This is a genomic window from Deltaproteobacteria bacterium (assembly GCA_016709225.1).
GTDB lineage: Bacteria > Myxococcota_A > Polyangia > Nannocystales > Nannocystaceae > Xiheibacterium > Xiheibacterium phototrophicum.
The window spans coordinates 2,115,803-2,133,876 of record JADJEE010000002.1; the positions used below are offsets into that span (position 1 = coordinate 2,115,803).

Sequence of the window (18,074 nt, forward strand, 5' to 3'; positions counted from 1 at the left end):
CTGCGTGCGGCCAGCACGGTGCTCTAGGCACGCAGCTTGGCGATCTCGGCCATGAGCGCGTCGAGATCCTCGTCGGGCAGGTTCTGCCGATGATCGGCGATCTGCATGTGCACGCGATCGCCTTGGGCCTCGGCGATGAGGATCTGCGTGACGGCGCCCGCGACCGGATCGAGGTGCAGCGTCACGCTACGGATCGCGCGACGGATGACCGAGCCGCGCGGCGGCAGGATGTCGAGCCGGTAGCCCCGCTTGGGCACGTCGGTGCGCGCGTCCGCGATCAGCTCGGCGCCGTCACCCGGCGCGAACGCGGCGCGCAGGCGGTCGGCCAGCCACGCCGCCGCGAGGTTCTCGCTGCGGGCGATCGGCGGCCGTAGCGGCGTGCCTTCGACGCGCTGGTTGGGCACGATCGAGAGCTCGTCGCCGTCGACGATGGTGGTCGAACCGGCGAGGCCGTCGTCGCGCACGACGAAGGTCGACGGCGCGCGGAAGATGATCTGCCCCGTCACGACGAGTGGCTCGCGAAGCAGCGAGGTCTCGCGGGTCGTGGTGACGCGCGCGATGAGATTCCGGGTGCGCTTGGCGTAGTTGGCCCACAGCTCGAGGCGGTTCTGCAGGCGCTTGTCGGTGAGCTCGTCGGCGTGCGCCGAGCGGGCACACAGCGCGGCACCCAAGCCGACCAGGAGCGAGCGACGCGAGGTGATCATGGCGGCGATTCCTCCGAGGGTGGCTCGTCGCGGTGGCGGTCGCGCCCGAACGCGCCCCGCAGCAGTCGCACGACGCCGGGCGCGAGGAACAGCCCGAACCCCGAGGCCGTCGCTGCGCCGAGCACCACCACGATGCCGAGGCCCTGCCACACCGGGACGCCACTGGCGACCAGCGCGGCGCCCGAGGCGATCTGGCACAGGCTGGTCACGACCACGCCGGTCGCGAACAACGGGCGCTGCAGATCGATCGCACGGCACGCTCGCCCCGACGAGATGGTCGCGGCCGCGCCGACCAGCAGCAGCGCCGGCACCATCGCAGGCCCGACCGGGACGTGCAGCACCGCCAGCGCCCACAGCACCGCGCACTGCGTGGCCAGGGTCGCGACCGCGGCCGCCATCGCGGTCGCGAGGCTGCGCGTGCCGAGCCACACCGTCAGCGCGCCGAACCACAGCTGACACAGCACCCAGATACCGAGCCAATCCGCGAAGCCCTCGCGATCGCGGCGGGCCGCGACCGCGGGTCCCTGCAGCACCAGCGGAACCTCATCGGCGCCCCGCACCCGCGGCAGCGGGGCGTCGGCGTCGGGCCCCAGCTGCACGAACGTGCGCACGCGCCAGCGACCATCGCGCTCGCTCGCGTAGCGTCGCAGCCACGGACCCAGGGCCGATTGCAGCATCGCGGCCGCGGTGGGCAGGCCGCCGTCGCCCGCCGCGCTGCGGAGGAACTCACCGAACGCGTCGGGCCGGAAGCCTTGGGCCTCGAGGGTCGCGCGCAGACGATCGAGGCGCAGCGGCAGCTTCAGCTCGGCGAGTGCCGTGCGCCGCCGATCGAGATCGGGGGTGCGTGCGATCCAGGCGCCGGGGCCGTCGACCCGAATCACCTCGGTGGGCACGCGCTCGGCGAGCGCACGCTCGTCGCTGGCGGCGCGCTCGAGCGCCTCGTCGAGGCTGGCGCCCTCGCTCTGCACCATCACCAACGTCGCCGGATCGAAGAACTCGTCGAGCAGTCGACGCTGCGCGACCGAGGTGGCGGCCTCGCCGAGCGCGAGCCGATCGGCGCCGCGGTAGCGCAGCGACGACACCGACCACGCGCCCGCGGCCAACGCGGCCAGCGCGAGCGTGAGCGCCAGCGCCGGCATCGCGCGCCACTGGAACCCGCGGGTGGCCCACGACACCGCACCGCCGACACGTTCGTGGATCGCGGGCAGCACCACGCGCAGCAGCACCATCGCGATCGCGACGGCGATCGCCCAGTACCACGCCCACGCGCGCCACGCCGGGTAGGGCGACAGCAACAGCGGCAACAGTGCACCCGCGAGCACCACCGCCGCCGGCCAGCCGCGCGCGCTGATGCGTTGCAGATGCAACGCGCCCTCGCACACGAACCCCAGCAGCAGCACGACCATCGCGGCCGACCACAGGTCCGCCGTCGGCAGCCACGCCAACGCACCGGCCGCGAGCGCGGCCAGGCACGCGAGGATCGCGAGCGTGGCACGGATGCGCCGCAGGATGCCGGCCAGCACCGCGGCGATGCCGGCCAATGCGAGGGCCAGCATCCGCACGCGGTGTCGCTCGGTGAGGTCCGCGGCCGCCTCCTCCACGTGGGTCGGACCGACCCACGTCGCGTCGACCGGCGCATCACCCAACGCCGCGCGCACGTCGGCGATCAACGCCGCGGGCGCCCGCGACGAGCGCAGCAGCAGCAGCAACGCACCACCGTCGGCCGCGAGCAGATCGCCGCTGGCGGTCGGGCTCGCCCGCCCGGTGCCCTCGTGGCTGGCGAACGCGGCCCCCTCGGCGCCGAGCAGGGCGAACAGGCCCAGGGGATCGCGCCGAGGCTCGTCACCCGCGACGCCGAACAGTGGCGACGACATGCGCGCGCGCAGGCCCTCGATCGCGTCGGACATCGCGGCATCGCTGAGACGCGCCCCGATGGTGACCAGCGCGGCGTCGCTGACCAGCCACATCGCGTGGGCATCGAACCATGCCGCCGCCTCCCCGGCCGGCGGCACCAACGGCACGCGCTCGTCGACCATGCGATCGGCGACCGCGGCGGCCGCGGCGACCAACGCGTCGTCGTCGTCGTCGTCGAGCACGGGCTCGACCTCCGTGTTGCCACCCTCGCGGAGGGTCAGCATCAGCAGGCGCTCGTCGGCGAGCGGGCGCTCGGCCTCGGGCAGCAACGACAGCGCGCCGCCGTCGATCGTCGCTCGATGGGCGAGCGACCAGCCCGCGACTGCGAGCGCCACCAACCACGCCAGCAACACCCATGTCGCGTGCCGCCCGGCCCAGCGCGACAGCGAGATCGCGGCCCCGGTGGGGGTGGTGGTCGGCGCGTCGGAACCCAAGGGTGCTCGGGCCGAAGGGTACCAGCTGTCGTCGGTGGCGGGCGTCCAGCGACGCACGCAAGGCCACCTTGCGCTTGGCGAGCGCCACGGGGATCCGCCACACTTCGGGCGTGTGGCTGTGGTCGTTGTTGGTGGCCGCGAGCGGGCGCGTGGAACCCGTCGCAGACGCCGATCCGCCCGCGCAACCCCCGGCCGATCGCATCGCGTGGTCGGCCCCACCGGAGTGCCCCGACGACGCCGAGCTGGAACGACGGGTCGCCGACGCCGTGGATCATGCCGATGCAGGTTCGATCGCGACCGCGACCGTGCAGCGCGCAGGTGATCACTACACCGTCGATCTCGTCACTGCGATCGATGGTGCCGCGCAGCTCAAGCACCTCGAGGCCGCCGATTGCGACGACCTCGCCGACGCGGTGGCCGTGGTCGTGGCACTCACGCTCGATCCGGCGACGGCTGCAACGCCGGAGGTCGCCACGCAGCGCGACGTCGCAGCGCCCGTCGACGAGATGCCGCCCCCCGCGGTCGAGACCTCGTCACCCGGCACCACCCGCGCAGTGCCATCGCCCCCGCCGACCTCACGCGCGCGCCTGGGTCAGCACTTCGAGCTCGGCCTGCGCTTCATGGGCGGCTTCGGCTCGGGCCTGGCCCCTGTCGGCGGCGGCGTGGTGTCGGTCGCACTGTCGCTCGGTCGACGGCTGTGGATCGCCGAGCTCGATGGCCGGCTGTGGACGCCGCGCGACATCCCCTCGGTCGACCGCAACTTCGGTGCGAGCATGCTACTCGGCACGGTCGGGCTCGCGGGTTGCCTGCGACCGCCGACGCGCAGGGTCGAGGTGCCGCTGTGCCTCGGGCTCGAGGGCGGTGCGGCACGGGCGAAGGGCCGTGACCTGCTGGGCATCTCGACCGAGTTCTACCCGTGGGCAGCGCCATTCGTGCGCGTCGGATTGCGCGTTCGCATCGCCGCGGGGGTCGGCTTCCTCGCCGCGATCGAAGCGGCGATCCCGATCCGACGGCCGGTCATCACGGTCGGCGGTGCCGACTCACCGCTGTGGTCGACGCCCGCGGCGTCGGCCCGCGTCCTCGTGGGGCTGCAATTCCGCACGCCAGGCCCAAATGGCGGCGGCTCGCGCTGAAAGCCTGCGGCAACCGCCACGTTCCGGCCCCGAGGATGACGGAAGCAGCCCGAGCCGGGGATGAAGGCCCAACGACGATGGCACAGGTCCGTCACGAGCCCGCCCTCCCCCGCCGCGCCGACCCACGGTTTCGTGCCCTCTACCAGGGCCACTTCGGCCTGGTGTGGTCGCTGACCGCCCACTTCGGCGTGCCCGCGGCGGCGCGCGAAGACGTCGCGCAGGAGGTTTGGCTGACGGTGCATCGACGCATCGATGCGCTTCGACCCGACGCGTCCTCGCGGGCGTGGCTGGCCGCGATCGCGCGGCACGTCGCCTCGCGTCACCATCGCTCGCAGACCCGCCACGCCCGCCGGCGCGCCGCGCTTTCGGTGCACCTCGAGTCGATCGCGACGCGACCGAGCGAGCCCGACGCGTTCGCCACCGTCGACGCAGCACTCGCACGGATGGACGCCGGGCAGCGCGAGGTCTTCCTGCTCATGCAGGTCGAGGAGCTGAGCGGCCCCGAGTGCAGCGAGGCGCTGGGCCTGCCGCTCAACACCGTCTACTCGCGTCTGCGACTCGCGCGTGCGCGACTCACCGAGGCCATTGGTGAGCTCGACCTCGACGCGGCGGCCGCGACGATGCGCTGCGCACCACCGCCGCGCGCAGCCACGCAACGATTGTGGCTCGCGCTCGGGCTCGATCTGTTCGACCGCCACGGCACGGCCACGACGATCGCGAGCACATGGACCGGCAAGCTGGCGGTCGCAGCCACCGCCGCGCTCGCGACCGTCGTCGGCACCGCCGCGCTCGCGGGACGGGGCGACGCCGCGGCGCATGCACGCTACCGTGCACACGAGGACGGCGCCCAGCCGATCCACGTCGCTGCGGTCGTCGACCCCGCGGGCGCGCCGGCACCGGCCCCGCGCTCCGCCGAACCTCCGACCGTCGTCGATGCAGCTCCGCGCCTGGTCGCAGCCACGCGCGCCGACACCTTCGACACGCCGCGCCTCGCCCCGGACGAGCCTCGCCGACGCGTGCCCGCCGGCGCGCCACGCCTGCGCCGCGGCGGACCCCCGCGCGCCGCGGCGCCGAACATCGAGCGCGACGACGGCGGCCCACCCTCTGCGGCCACGACCACCACCAGCACGCTCGCGGCCGAGGCCAAGCTGTTGCGCGGCGCGAGTGTGGCGTTGCGCGATCACGATCCCGCGCTCGCGCGTCGTCTGCTCGAGGCGCACGCCCACGAGTATCCCGAAGGCGCCCTCGCGATCGATCGACGAGCGGCGTGGGCTCGCATGCTGTGTGCGTCGGGCGCAATCGACGACGCCCGCGCGCTGGCGAAGCGCCTCGTGGCCGAGCATCCCGCCTCCCCCACCGCCGCAGCGGTGCGCGACGTGTGCAGCGCGGCCGCACGCAAACCGTGACGCAAGCCGTGCGCCAGCGCAGCCAACACCCGTCGGACCCGGACTCGCACCCGCCTTGGCCAGCGAGGGTCGCGGCGATGCTCGACCGCCCACCTCCGCGGCCGCCGACGCAGTGTCACGCGCTGGTGTTCGCGCTGCTGACCGGGTGCTCCGATGCCCGCGAGGTCGGCCACCTCGCGTCGGAGGGCGACGGTGCGACCGCCACCGGGGCCGACACCGAGGGGGCGACCAGCGTCGCGGCCACGGCCACGACCTCGCCGGACACCACGGAAGCTGACGTCGACACCGGCGTCGGCGATCCCGTCGCGGCATGCGGCGTCACGCTCGAGCCGTCAGCGGACGAGACGCCGTACGCCTGCGTCTGCGAGTTCTGCGACGTCACCCGCACCGGCATCACCGCCTCGAGCGGCGAGGCGATGCTCGCGGCGTGCGACTGCATCTGCACGAGCGCCGGCTGCGGCGCCACGCTCGGCACGTCGACGACCACGACCGGGTCGGCGAGCGACGGCGGAACCACGGACGTGACCGACACGTCCTCCTCCTCGACCTCCTCGACCTCCTCGAGTGGGACCGGAGGCAGCAGCGGCGCGTGAGCCGGGGCTCCGCGCCGCTGCCATCCGAGTTCAGTCGAGCACGGTGAACTCGATGCGACGGTTGCGCTGGCGCCCGTCCTTGGTCTCGTTCTCCGCGATGGGCTTGTCGGGGCCGTAGCCGCGCGTGCTCATGCGGTCCTCCGCGATCCCGTGTTCCACGAGGTAGCGCTTCACCGACGCCGCTCGACGCCGCGACAGATCGAGGTTGTGCTCGCGCGAGCCGGTCGAATCGGTGTGGCCGCCGATCTCGACCTTCAGCTTGGGGTAGTCCGTCAGGACCTTGATCGCCCGCTCGAGGATCTTCTTCGACGCCGGCTTGATGGTGTCCTTGTCGGTGTCGAACTCGATGCCGGGGAACACCCCGTTGAACTCGGCGACGTCCTTGGGCAGCTCGTCGGGGCAGCCGTCGGTGTCCTCATAGCCGTTCTTGGTCTCCGGCTCGTCGATGCAGGAATCGTCGACATCGGCGATCTTGTCGCCGTCGCGATCGGGCCGCGGGCAGCCATCCGGCTCGACGCCGGGCTCGTCGATGCACTTGTCCTCGTCGTCGTAGAACCCGTCGCCGTCGCGATCGGTGCGTGGGCAGCCGTCGGGCGCGATGCCGGGCTCGTCGATGCACTTGTCCTCGTCGTCGAGGAAGCCATCGCCGTCGCGGTCGCGCGGGCCGCTCTCCGGCGTGGGCTTCTTGCGGCCGCGGGGCGTCCACGACAGGCCCAGCAGCAGCTCGCCGCTGTGGCCGAGGCCGTTGTCGACGCCACGACGCGCGCTCACGGTGTCGCGCAGGTCGAGCCGGACCATGATCGAGTCGGTCGCGAAGATCTTGATACCGCCGCCGAAGTGGATCGAGATGTCGACGTCGTTGCCGAGCGCCGCACGCGAGCTCGCGACCCCGAACGCGCCGGTGCCCAACAGGATGAAGGGCGTGACACTCCACAGCCCCAGCTGCCCGACGACATGCCCGCGAAACGCCCACAGATTGGCGCGGGCATCGACATCGCGGAGCTTCGCGGGCATCACCGCGCCCTCGAGCTCGAGCCCGAAGAACCTCAGCGGATAGAAGCCACCGCGCACGCCGATCTCCGGCGCGACGCCGCGCACGCGCCGGAAGCCGTTGTCGGGCAGCGCGTTGTCGAACTCGAACAGCTCGAGTCGCGGCGTGGGCAGCATGATGCCGCCGAAGACACCCACTTCACCCATCATCCGCGTGGGCGGATGGCGGTGGATCCACTTCTGCTTGCGATCGCCGTCGCTGCGCCGGCTCTCGCCGCGCTCGCGCTTGCCCTTGCCACCGGCGCTCGCGTCGGCGCCCTCGCCCTGCGCGGTGGCGTCCACGGACAGGTCGGCACCGGCCTCGGGCGCCGCGACGAGGAGACACGTGAAGATGTAAGAGAGTGCAGTCATGGAATCCTACGCGCCCTCCACCGCGCTGCAGTCGCAAGTCATCTCGACCATGCCCGCGCCGGTCTGGATCGCCTCGCAGGCGCCGCCCACCAGCTCGATCTTGGTGGCACCGTCGGTGTGCCAGCCATCGGGGTCGTCGAGATCGACCGCCGTGCCGTTCACCTGCACCACGCAGTTCCCGGCCTGGTTCTCGATCAGCGGCTGCTGCAGCGTGAAGCTGCACGGCCGCGTCGCAAAGATGATCGCCTCGAATGCCGCCGAGAGCTCGGCCTGATTGGTCGCGACGTAGTACGGCTCGTCGGGATCACCAGGGCTCACGCCGGCGCCGGCGTTGGCCATGTCCTGCAGATGATCCGCACTGACATCGCTTCCGACGCTCACCACCACCGTGCGGATACCGGCGTCGTGGGCCGCGGTCGCGGCTGCGACCGCCTCGGCCTGCCCCATCTGGGGATTCGGCATCACGCATGTGTCGGGCTCGCCATCGGTCACCAGCACGATCACGCGCTCGCCCGGCGCGGGATCGTCCACCAACTCGGCGGTCACGGCCGTGATCGCATCGCCGGTCGGCGTGTCCTGCTGCGGCATCGCATCCTCGTACGCCATCGAGATCGCGTCGAAGGCTCCGAGCATCGGCGCGGTCTCGGTCAGCTCGGGACAGCCGGGGTCGGCGTCGGTGTTGGTGTACAGCGACATGCCGAAGCGAATCTGATCCTCGAACTGCGCGATCGCTCCCACGGTCGGATCGAACAGCGTCTCGCCGAGCACCTGCCAGCGCGTGCTGGTGTCGAACGGCTGGTCCATGCTGCCCGACTGATCGATGAGCAGCAGGAAAGTCGGCGGCTCCGACTGCCACGCGTCGTCGAGCAGCGGGCACTCGTCACCGACCGTCGTGGTCGCACTGGCCGATGCGTCGCCACTGTCGGCTGCCGTCATCGACGCGCTCGCCGCGGTCGCGCTGGCCGTCATCGACGCGCTACCGGCCGTCGGCTCGGTCGCCGTCGCATCGGCCGAGGCCGAGACCGCCGTGGCGCTGCCGCTGCCGCTCGCGCTGTCGGTGGCGGTGTCGGTGTCCTGCGACGGACAGAACTTCTGGTTCACGCCGTCGTCGACACACGGCGCCGCGCATGCGCCCGTCGATACGACCCATAGCCCTGCGCGAAAACCAATCCCATGTACACGCATGTCCCCATGCCCCCGGACGACGATTGTCCGCGGGCACGCGATCGGGATCCACGTCCACGCACTGGAATCTTGGTGGCCGAGCGCACCTTCGAGAGCGTTGACCCCGGCGAACCCACAAACCCCACGGGCGCAGCAGCACGGTGCGACATCGACCTCCGCGGGTGAGCCCGCGCCGCGATCAGGCAGAACCGCCCTTCGTCGTCGAATCGCGCACGACGCGTGGCGTCACCGCGGCCGCCGCGGCCACACGGCCACCTGCGTCAGCCCTTGACGCACACCACCTGCCGCAACGTGTGCAAGACCTCGACGAGGTCGCGCTGCGCGTGCATGACCTCGTCGATCGACTTGTAGGCCGCGGGGGTCTCGTCGATCACGTCGATGTCCTTGCGGCACTCCACCCCCCGGGTGGCCTCGACGTGATCGTCGAGCGTGAAGCGACGCTTGGCCTCGGTACGCGACATCCGGCGCCCAGCGCCGTGGCTGCAGCTGCAGAAGCTGTCGGGCTGCCCTCGCCCCCGCACGATGAACGAGCGCGCCCCCATGCTGCCAGGGATGATGCCGAGATCGCCCTCGCGCGCGCGCACGGCCCCCTTGCGCGTGACGAACACGTCCTTGCCGAAGTGATGCTCGCGCGCGACGTAGTTGTGGTGGCAGTTGATGACCGCCAGCGTCGCGTCGAACGCAGGCACCAACGCGGTCGCCGCGACCGCGTCGATCACCGCGCGCATCATCACCTCGCGGTTCATCCGCGCGAACTCCTGCGCCCACGACACCGCCTCGACGTAGTCGTCGAAGCCCTGGGTACCCTCCGGGAAGTAGGCGAGGTCGGCGTCGGGCAGCTCGATGAACCACTGCCGCATCGCCTCCTTCGCCCCCTCGATGAAGTATCGACCGATGCGGTTGCCCACGCCGCGCGAGCCGCTGTGCAGCATGAACCACACCTGCTCGGCCTCGTCGATGCAGATCTCGATGAAGTGGTTGCCGCTCCCCAGCGTGCCGAGGTGTTCGGCGCGCGGACCACGGCCGATCTTCGGATGCTTGGCGACGATCGCGTCGTAGCCGGCGGCCAGGCTGGTCCACGCCCGCACGTGGCCCGGTGGCGGCGTGCCCCAGGCGCCGCGATCACCCGCGCGGCCGTCGTGCGTGCGGCCATGGGGGACCGCCGCCTCGATCGCCGCTCGGAGCGCGCGGAGATCGTCGGGCAATCGGTGCGACGGCAGGTCGGTGCGCACCGCCATCATGCCGCATCCGATGTCGACGCCGACCGCGGCCGGGATCACCGCGCCGCGTGTCGGGATCACGCTCCCCACGGTCGCGCCCGCGCCACCGTGGACATCGGGCATGACCGCGAGCCACTTGTGGATGAACGGCAACGCAGCCATGCGCCGCAGCTGCGCCTTCGCGCCCTCCTCGAACTCGACACCGACGGTCCACGACTTGATCGGGTATCCGCTCGGTGAGCTGAAGACTTCGTAGCTCGGCTTCGACGGGTTCGCGGCGTCCGGCGTGTCGTCCATCAAAGGTGCTCCCGCTCGAGGAGACCTAGCGTACGCGCAGACCGGAGCAACCGTCGAGCACCTCGATCTCGCGGGTGTTGGCGGACACCGACGTGCTCGACAGTCCGTTCTCCGCGTCGTCGACGATCCACATCATGTCGCCCACTGCGAAGGTGTGGCTCGTGACAGAGTTGGACGACAGCGACGAGTACGTGCCGCTGCCGAACTTGGGCTTGTCACCAAAGAACACCTTCACGGTCTGCTTGCAGCTGTTGCGCAGCGTGACGCTGACGGGGCCCTGGGGTGCGGCGGCGACCGGCTCCGCGGCCGAGGGAGACCCAGCCGCGACCGCCGGCTCGCCGGCCGCCGACGTGGTCGGCTCGGTGCCGTTGCCGGTCTCGGCCGCGGTGGGGGCCGTGGTGGATGGCGTGCCGTTGAAGAGGAAGCAGCCGCTGACCAGCAAGGGCGCGAACGACGGGAACAGGGTGCGCATGCCGGGAGACGACGGGGCGGCTCCAGTCCGGGTTGCGCGCGGGTCGCGAGCCCCCAGGCCACCCCCATCCACGAACTCCGCTTCGATTTCCAGGTCTTGCGCGGCGACCCCACGCCGGGGTAGGGGCGATTTTTTTTTCGCGATCAACCACGAAGGATGATCGTGGCCGGCCATTGACGACACATAGCGTGTGGGCGGACCGAACCGCCCGGAGGATGATGATGCAGGTCTTGAAGCATTGGATTGCGTTGGGCATGGGTATGGCGTCGGTGTTGGGGATCGCGGTCGTCCCGCGCGTGGCGGAGGCGGCCTCCGCCAGCTGCATGACCGTGGACGGTGCGTGCGACGTCTCGAACGACGGCTCCGACAGCATCAGCTGCGAGTGCAGCGACGGGTCGGGCGGCGGCGGCGTTGGCGGAAATGCGTGGGCCGGACTGACCGAGGACGAGCTGCAAGCGGTGTGTCTCGAGGAGCTGGCGTCGTTCTGCGGCCCGCCGATGCCGCCCACGGGGATCCAGTGCGACGGCATGAACGGCACCTGTTGGATCGACAACGAGCCCAGCGACTCGCTGATCTGCGAGTGCAACGATGGCTCGGGTGGTGCGCTCGGCGGCGGCAACGAGTGGGCGGGCCTGAGCGACGACGAGCTGCTGAGCGAGTGCGAGGCCAACGTCGACGTCGTCTGCGGTCCACCCGTGCCGCCGCTGTGGGATTGCGAGACCGACGCCGGGGCCTGCGATCTCGAAGCGGGCGACAACCCCGTCTACTTTTGTGAGTGTGCCGACGGCGTCAGCGGTGGTGGCTCTGGCGAAGCCAGCTGGAACGACCTCGACGATCGCGGCTTCTACAACGCGTGCCTCGATCAGATCGAGGTCGAGTGCGGCGGCGTGTCGACCACGGTGTCGAGCGAGTCGAGCTCGTCCGACGGCAGTACGACCGATCCGACCGGCGGCGAGGGCTCCACGGGCGACACCGCGTCGGGCTCGGAGGGCGGCTCCGAGGGCGGCTCCGAGGGCGGCAGCACCGGTGGCTCGGAGGGCGGCGATGCGAGCGCGACCGCCTCGGCGACGGCGTCGGCCACCGACAGCGACAGTGACAGTGCATCGGCCTCTGCGTCCGCGACGGCCGGCAACGACGAAAGCAGCACCGGCGACACCGCGGGCGAGACCGGCGAGACCGCAGGCTGTGCCTGCAACGCGACCGACGACCACTCACCGGCCGCGGCGGGGCTCGCCCTGCTCGCGCTCGTTGGCCTGCGCCGCCGTCGTCGCTGACGCCACCCACGTGTCACCGCGGCGCGATGGCGGGCTGCCAACGAGCCAGAAAAAATGAAGGCGCCCCGGGTCACTCCCCCCAGGGCGCCTTCGCGCTTGCCTTCACCCGACATCCCGCCGGGCTACTTCCTCGGGTTTACTCTCCGCCGCCCTCGATTTCGGCGGAGAGATCGTTGGGGCCGATCGGCGACTCGCACCAGCCGTCGTCGGCGACCTCGCAGTCGTTGAACTCGCACGCCGTCGTGCAGCGGCGCGACGCACCGTTGAGCAGACCATCGTCACAGGCTTCACCCTCGTCGAGGACACCGTTGCCGCACGGGTGGTACGGCACATCGGCGACGCCCGGATGCGGCGCCTCGCAGTTGCCGTAGTAGTCGAGGTTGCAGTCGTTGAAGGTGCAGTACTGCGTGCACTCGCGATGGGGGCCGTTGAGCACGCCGTCGTCGCAGAGCTCACCCTCTTCGACGATGCCGTTGCCACAGGGGGTCAGCTCGACGTCGGCGGATCCGTTGCGATCGGTGACATCGTGATCGCGATCGGTGACGTCGCAGGCGACGGCGAGGGTGACGGTCGAGAGCGAGAGCGCAGCGAGGACGAGGGTGCGAGCCAACATGGTCTTTCAACTCCAGGCCCGGGCCCCGGTCGCATCGCGCCGCCCAGGTGTTGGGCGGCTGGCGAGCGAGCTGTCGGGGCCGAGCACAGACCTTGTCGGACCGCGGCCCGAGGGCTTTGCACGTCCTCGCAACATCGTCGAAATTGCGGTCGCACTGCCGTCTAGCGCCGCGATCGAGAGGGGTGCTCGGGGACCCTCCGGGGTCCCGGCACGACGGCCGGGTGGCCGGCGCGGCCGGCCTGGGGTTACGCTCCTGCCGCTTCGGCCCTCGCCCTCGCCCATCGTCGTCATGCACTTCCTCGCGCGCATCTTCGAGAACCTCGAACAACAGCCCGAACGCACCGCCATCGACGAGGTGCACGGCAGCGAGCTGCGTCGCCACGACGGCAGCGCGCTGCTCGACCTGATCGCGCGCGCACGGGCCTTCATCGCGAAGCGCGGCGTGAAGCCGGGGGATCGCGTCGCCATCCTGGCGCCCAACTCCGCGCGCTGGGTCTGCGCCGACCTGGCCGCGCTCGCGTGCGGCGCGATCGTCGTGCCGCTCTACGACAAGCAGGAGCCCAAGGAGCTGGCTGCGATGCTCCGCAGCGCCAAGCCGTCGCTGCTCCTGGCCGGCAGCGAAACACTCGCAGCGAACCTGCGCGCTGCGTGGACCGAGCACTGCCCCATCGGGTTGTTCGACGACGTCTTCGAGACCACGCCGGGCAACGCGGGCCTGCACCCCATCGGCCCCGACGACACCGTCGCGCTCATCTACACCTCGGGCACCAGCGGCGTCGCCAAGGGCGTGATGCTCTCACGCGCCAACGTCGACTTCATGATCCCGCGCACGATGGAGCGCCTGGCCAAGGTCGCGATCAAGCGCGAGCAGGCCGATCGCGTGTTCCACTTCCTGCCGCTTTGCTTCGCGGCCTCGCGCATGATGCTGTGGACGCAGCTGTCGCGGCCCAACCCCGTGATGCTGTCCACCGATCTCGCCAACCTCGTGCAGGAGATGGCGACCGCAAAGCCGAACTACTATCTCAACGTGCCCGCGGTGCTCGAGCGGGTGCGCAACGGCGTGGGCGCACAGATCCGCGAGAAGGGCGGCATCGCCACCTCGCTCTACGAGCGCGGGCTCGCGGCCTACGACGCGATCCTCGCGGGGCGCGCGGGATTCTTCGACCGCGCCGCGTTCGGCCTCGCGGAGCGCCTGGTGCTGCGCACCGTGAAGCAGAAGATCGGCCCCAACCTCGACTTCCTGATCTGCGGCTCGGCGCCGCTCGCCGTCGAGACCCAGCGGTGGTTCCAGATGCTCGGCATCCCCGTGTACCAGGCGTACGGCCTCACCGAGACCACCGGCATCGTCTCGCTCGACGAGCCCGATCGCGTGGTCGCGGGTCGCGTGGGCATCCCGCTGCCGGGCGTCGAGACCAAGATCACCGACGAGGGTGAGCTCATCGTGCGCGGGCCCAACATCTTCCAGGGCTACTGGGAGCTGCCCGAGGAGACCGCGCAGGCCATCCGCGACGGGTGGTTCCACACCGGCGACCAGGTCGACGTCGAGCGCGAGAACCTGCGGATCATCGGCCGCATCAAGAACCTCATCGTGCCGGAGTCGGGCCACAACATTGCACCCGAGCCACTCGAGGAGAAGTTCATGGCCGCGTGCCCTGCCGTGACGCAGTGCATGGTGGTGGGTCACGCACGGCCGTTCGTGGCGATCTTGCTGCCGGGCAAGCCCGACGCCGCGGCGGTCGAGCGGGCGATCGAACAGATCAACGCGGATCTGCCGGCCTACCGCCGCATCCGCCGGGCGATCTTCGTCGACGAGGCCTTCAGCATCGAGAACGGCCTGCTCACGGCCAACCAGAAGCTGCGCCGCGGCGTGATCGAGAAGCACTTCGTCAAGCAGATCGACGCCGCGTACGAGGCCGCCAAGAGTGAGCGGGCCAAGCCGGGCGCCAGCGCGACGGCCTGAAGCTCAGATCACGGTGCCGCCGAGGCGGACGATCGTCATCAACGCGCGGAAGAGGTCGTCGAGATCGCGGGCCGCATAGGCGACCGTGCGTGGGCCGGTGCGCACGACCCCGGGTACGATCGCGACGGCGTCGGCGATCGCGGTGGTGAGCACGTCGACCTCGAGCGCTCGCGAGTCGAGCACGAATGGCTGCATGCGCGCGCGTTCGTCGACCGCCTGGCGCGCGCCCGCGCGGATGAGCTCGCGGGCCCGCACCGGATGCAGCGAGCGAGCGCTTGCTCGGCCGACCGCGCGCTTCACCTCGACGGTGACGATGTCGCCGAGCAGCTCGCGACACTGCGCGCAGGTGCTGGCGTCACCGGTGACCAGGCCGACCGGCGTGCCGCGCTCGCCGGCCACCAGCGCGTTGAGCCCGGCCTCGTTGAGCACGCGCCCGCCCACGCGGATGCCGTGCACGACGTTGCCGCGGTAGGTGTGATCGAGGATCGCGTCCTGCGTACCGGCGCCGCCGTGGTAGCCGACGAACATCGCGAGATCGAAGCGCTCGTCGTGGAGGCCCTGGGCCATGCTGTAGGGCTTGAGCGAGCCCGTGAGCAGCTCGACGCGCGGATCGAGCAGATCGAACACCAGGTTTCGCATGTCGCCGTGGCTGTCGTTGACGAGCACAGCGCTCGCACCGGCGTCGAAGGCCCCGAGCGCGGCGGCGTTGGCCTCGTGGGTCATCAGCTCGCACGCGAGCCCGAACTCCGCGGCACCCCTGCGGGTCTGATCGCCGTGCACGATGCCAGCGACGCCCTCCATGTCGATCGAGATGTAGACGCGCACCGCGGCGAGCATACCGCGGCACCCGCGAGGGTGCGCCCCCTCGCAGCCCGCGCTTCAGGGCACCGGCGACATCGCGAGTCGCACCTCGACGTGCTGGTCCCCCGCGGCGCCGGGGATCACGAGGTCGCCGCGCCAGCCGTCCTCGAAAGCACGCCACTTGGTGAGATCGATCAGCTGGTCGTCGCCGTTGGCGTCGTCGTCCATCAAGCGGATGCGGATGCCGATGCGCTCGCCGGGCTGCGGCACCACCGGCACGATCGCGTCGCCGATCTCACCGCCCTGCGGCCAGGTCTCACCCTTCGCGACGCTCACGTGGTGTCCGGCGTCCGCCGACCACAACACATGCTCGTCGCCGTTGCCGTCGATGATGGCGACCTCACCGTACAGCTCGAGCTGATCACCACCGTCACCACCGTCGTCGACCACCGCGAGGCCCGTGAGCCCGACGCGGACGTCCTGCCGCACGCGCTCGCACTGCGCGACCTCGTACTCGCTGGTCAGCGCGAAACCGGCCGGCGAGTCGTCGGCGACCCACGCGAGCTTGTAGGCGATCGGCGCGCCCGGAGAGGTGCGATCGTAGCTGCCGCCCTCGGTGATGTAGTCGCGCAGCTCGTCGATGCCGAAGATGGCCTTGGCCGCCGCGTCGCCGTTGCCACCGGTCACGAACGCGGTGATCTCCGACTGCGCGAGCACCTCCTCGTGGGTGACGCTGACCGAGCCGTCGACGCTCGCGGCCCCGCGATACGCGAAGTCGAGCGCCGCCGACAGCTCCTCCGAAGAGAACTCCGAGGTGATGGTGAACAGCACGCTGCGACCGTAGGTGACGCTGCTGACGTACAGCGGTGCGTCGTCGCCGAACTCGCGCTCGACGTCGTCGAGCATGACCGTCGGCGCGAACAGCCCCGATGGCGCCTCCGGCGGATCGACGTCGACCGTGTAGTAGGCCTGCGTGAAGCGGACCGCGTAGCGGCTGCGGATGTCCTCGCGCTCGAACTGCAGGCTGCTCGAGACCTCGCCGCCGAGCACGTAGCCCCAGCGGGCATCGACACCGATCGCCAGGCCCAGCTGCTCGGAGGAGTGGACCTCGGAGATCTGCGCGTCGACGTGGGCCGGGGTCTCTCCGACGACCTGCGCCGAGAGGATGTCGTGCATGGCGTCGCGGAAGGCCGACAGGCTCGGCGAGGGCACCGCGGCCGAGATGCCGCCGTCGAGCACGCCCTCGAGCGATGCGGAGAAGCGCAGCGGCGCGCGCGGGAGGATCTTGGGCGCGAGCACACCGGTCGCGAGCGCGTCGCTGCCGACCAGGGCGCCCGGGTAGAGCGCCTGCGAGTTCACCAGCATGGCGGTCACGCGGTCGAACTGCTTGGTCTCCGACCAGTTCTCGTGCGCGCAGGTGTAGTCACCCTCCTCGGTCGGCGCATCGGCGGCCTGCTTGTCGAGCGCGTCGCTGGGCAGCTCGGTGATGCCGAGGCCGAACACCCACGCGTCGATCCGCTCGGCCTCGTCCTCGGGTCCCGCCATGCCGCCGTCATCGGCGGTCTGCGAGGTCGAGCAGGCCAGTGCGAGCGAACATGCGAGTGCCCAGACGCCAGGGGTGCGGTTCATGGTCACCGGCCGGGACGACGCGCCGCCGCGTCGGATCGCATGGATTCGGCGCATGCCCTGACGCCGGCTACGCACCGGTGCGTAGCGCGACCGCGCGGGCGGGGAGGTGGCCACGGGCGCGCGGTGGCGGCGCGACCGGCTGGTCCCGCGCGCGTGCGAAGGCCCGCGCGTGAGACAACCCGGTGCGAAAGCTGCTGCGCGCCACCCTCGATGCGGGTGATCGGGCCGCGTAGATCGCTATGCTCCGGCCTTCGCCGATGAGCATCACCTGGTCCAGCCACGACGGCATCGTCGAGCTCGCGCTCGGTCGCGAGCCGTGCAACGAGATCGGCACCGGCATGCTCGACGATCTCGAGCGCTTCCTCGCCGAGCTCGACGTCGAGCACACCGCGGCGCTCGTCATGCACAGCACCGTGCGCGGCGGCTTCTCGGCCGGCGCCGATCTGCGCGAGCTGTACCACGGCCTGGTGGAGCGGCCGCCCGAGCAGCAGCAGCCCGCGATGCGCGACTTCATCGATCGCATCCATCGCGTGATGGACACCCTCGACATGCTGCCGATGACGACCATCGGCGTGGTCCATGGGGTCTGCTTCGGCGGCGGCTTCGAGCTCGCGCTCACCTGCGACGTGCTCATCGCCGAGCGCAGCGCGAGGTTCTGCTTCCCCGAGCTGCGCCTGGGTATCCTGCCCGGCTTCGGCGGCATCCCACGGCTGCGGCGCGACGTCGGCAACGGGCTCGTGCGCGACCTGCTGCTGACCGGCCGCAGCATCAACGCCAAGAAGGCGCTCGCCGCCGGGCTCGTGAGCCAGATGGTGCCGACCGGCGAGGGCATCGTCGCGGCCCGCGCGGTCGCGGCCCAGGCGACCAAGTTCGATCGCGACGCGCTGGTCACCACCAAGCGCTTCATGAAGCCGATCCCCCGCGCCGAGCTCGACGCCGAGAAGGAACACTTCCTGCGTCTGGCCCAGCGACCGCCGCTGCGCGAGGCGCTGAAGCGCTTCGTGCAGAGCGACGACCTGCGCCCGTACCTTCCCTAGG

15 protein-coding genes are annotated in these 18,074 nt (G+C 71.2%); 6 read left to right on the top strand and 9 right to left on the bottom strand.

Annotated features, from left to right (window positions below):
* Positions 1 to 23 precede the first annotated feature (23 nt).
* Both IPH07_22930 and IPH07_22935 read right to left on the bottom strand, forming a co-directional pair.
* Positions 24 to 704 (bottom strand): outer membrane lipoprotein carrier protein LolA, encoded by a 681-nt coding sequence (locus IPH07_22930; GenBank protein MBK6920272.1) that lies wholly within the window; start codon positions 702 to 704, stop codon positions 24 to 26.
* Positions 701 to 3,109, bottom strand: coding sequence for a hypothetical protein (locus tag IPH07_22935; protein MBK6920273.1), 2,409 nt, complete (start codon positions 3,107 to 3,109; stop codon positions 701 to 703). Before IPH07_22935 ends, IPH07_22930 begins: the two co-directional genes overlap by 4 nt.
* Before the next feature lie 17 nt (positions 3,110 to 3,126).
* Here IPH07_22935 and IPH07_22940 point away from each other — a divergent pair, with 17 nt between their 5' ends.
* The 3 genes from IPH07_22940 (at position 3,127) to IPH07_22950 (ending at position 6,184) form a co-directional block, all read left to right on the top strand.
* Entirely contained in the window at positions 3,127 to 4,185 is a 1,059-nt protein-coding gene (locus IPH07_22940; GenBank protein ID MBK6920274.1) for a hypothetical protein, read from the top strand.
* A gap of 77 nt (positions 4,186 to 4,262) precedes the next feature.
* Positions 4,263 to 5,591 carry a sigma-70 family RNA polymerase sigma factor gene (locus tag IPH07_22945; GenBank protein MBK6920275.1) on the top strand — a complete coding sequence of 443 codons (1,329 nt, stop codon included), beginning with the start codon at positions 4,263 to 4,265 and terminating at the stop codon, positions 5,589 to 5,591.
* Positions 5,592 to 5,668: 77 nt separating this feature from the next.
* Entirely contained in the window at positions 5,669 to 6,184 is a 516-nt protein-coding gene (locus IPH07_22950) for a hypothetical protein (protein MBK6920276.1), read from the top strand.
* Between the two features lie 30 nt (positions 6,185 to 6,214).
* On the opposite strand, the gene IPH07_22955 is transcribed toward IPH07_22950, so the two are convergent.
* From IPH07_22955 to IPH07_22970, 4 genes are all read right to left on the bottom strand, one after another.
* A complete protein-coding gene (locus IPH07_22955; protein MBK6920277.1) occupies positions 6,215 to 7,585 on the bottom strand; it encodes an OmpA family protein in 1,371 nt (456 codons plus the stop codon).
* A 6-nt stretch (positions 7,586 to 7,591) separates the two neighbouring features.
* Positions 7,592 to 8,686 carry a VWA domain-containing protein gene (locus IPH07_22960; GenBank protein MBK6920278.1) on the bottom strand — a complete coding sequence of 365 codons (1,095 nt, stop codon included), beginning with the start codon at positions 8,684 to 8,686 and terminating at the stop codon, positions 7,592 to 7,594.
* 344 nt (positions 8,687 to 9,030) lie between these two features.
* A complete protein-coding gene (locus IPH07_22965; GenBank protein MBK6920279.1) occupies positions 9,031 to 10,287 on the bottom strand; it encodes an RtcB family protein in 1,257 nt (418 codons plus the stop codon).
* A 25-nt stretch (positions 10,288 to 10,312) separates the two neighbouring features.
* Complete coding sequence (locus tag IPH07_22970) at positions 10,313 to 10,759, bottom strand: hypothetical protein (GenBank protein MBK6920280.1); 447 nt, start codon at positions 10,757 to 10,759, stop codon at positions 10,313 to 10,315.
* Positions 10,760 to 10,989: 230 nt separating this feature from the next.
* Between IPH07_22970 and IPH07_22975 the strand changes: the two genes are divergently transcribed.
* Positions 10,990 to 12,033, top strand: coding sequence for an MYXO-CTERM sorting domain-containing protein (locus IPH07_22975; GenBank protein ID MBK6920281.1), 1,044 nt, complete (start codon positions 10,990 to 10,992; stop codon positions 12,031 to 12,033).
* Positions 12,034 to 12,169: 136 nt separating this feature from the next.
* On the opposite strand, the gene IPH07_22980 is transcribed toward IPH07_22975, so the two are convergent.
* Positions 12,170 to 12,646 carry a hypothetical protein gene (locus IPH07_22980; GenBank protein MBK6920282.1) on the bottom strand — a complete coding sequence of 159 codons (477 nt, stop codon included), beginning with the start codon at positions 12,644 to 12,646 and terminating at the stop codon, positions 12,170 to 12,172.
* Positions 12,647 to 12,935: 289 nt separating this feature from the next.
* Here IPH07_22980 and IPH07_22985 point away from each other — a divergent pair, with 289 nt between their 5' ends.
* Positions 12,936 to 14,606, top strand: a complete 1,671-nt coding sequence (locus IPH07_22985) for an AMP-binding protein (protein ID MBK6920283.1) — start codon at positions 12,936 to 12,938, stop codon at positions 14,604 to 14,606.
* Between the two features lie 3 nt (positions 14,607 to 14,609).
* Here the strand turns inward: IPH07_22985 and IPH07_22990 are convergent, their stop codons facing one another.
* Positions 14,610 to 15,431, bottom strand: coding sequence for a M55 family metallopeptidase (locus tag IPH07_22990; protein MBK6920284.1), 822 nt, complete (start codon positions 15,429 to 15,431; stop codon positions 14,610 to 14,612).
* Positions 15,432 to 15,485: 54 nt separating this feature from the next.
* Positions 15,486 to 17,036 carry a thiol-activated cytolysin family protein gene (locus IPH07_22995; protein ID MBK6920285.1) on the bottom strand — a complete coding sequence of 517 codons (1,551 nt, stop codon included), beginning with the start codon at positions 17,034 to 17,036 and terminating at the stop codon, positions 15,486 to 15,488.
* 257 nt (positions 17,037 to 17,293) lie between these two features.
* Here IPH07_22995 and IPH07_23000 point away from each other — a divergent pair, with 257 nt between their 5' ends.
* The gene (locus tag IPH07_23000; protein ID MBK6920286.1) at positions 17,294 to 18,073 is read left to right on the top strand and encodes an enoyl-CoA hydratase/isomerase family protein; all 780 of its coding nucleotides are present in this window, start codon (positions 17,294 to 17,296) and stop codon (positions 18,071 to 18,073) included.
* The last annotated feature ends 1 nt before the right edge of the window (position 18,074 follow it).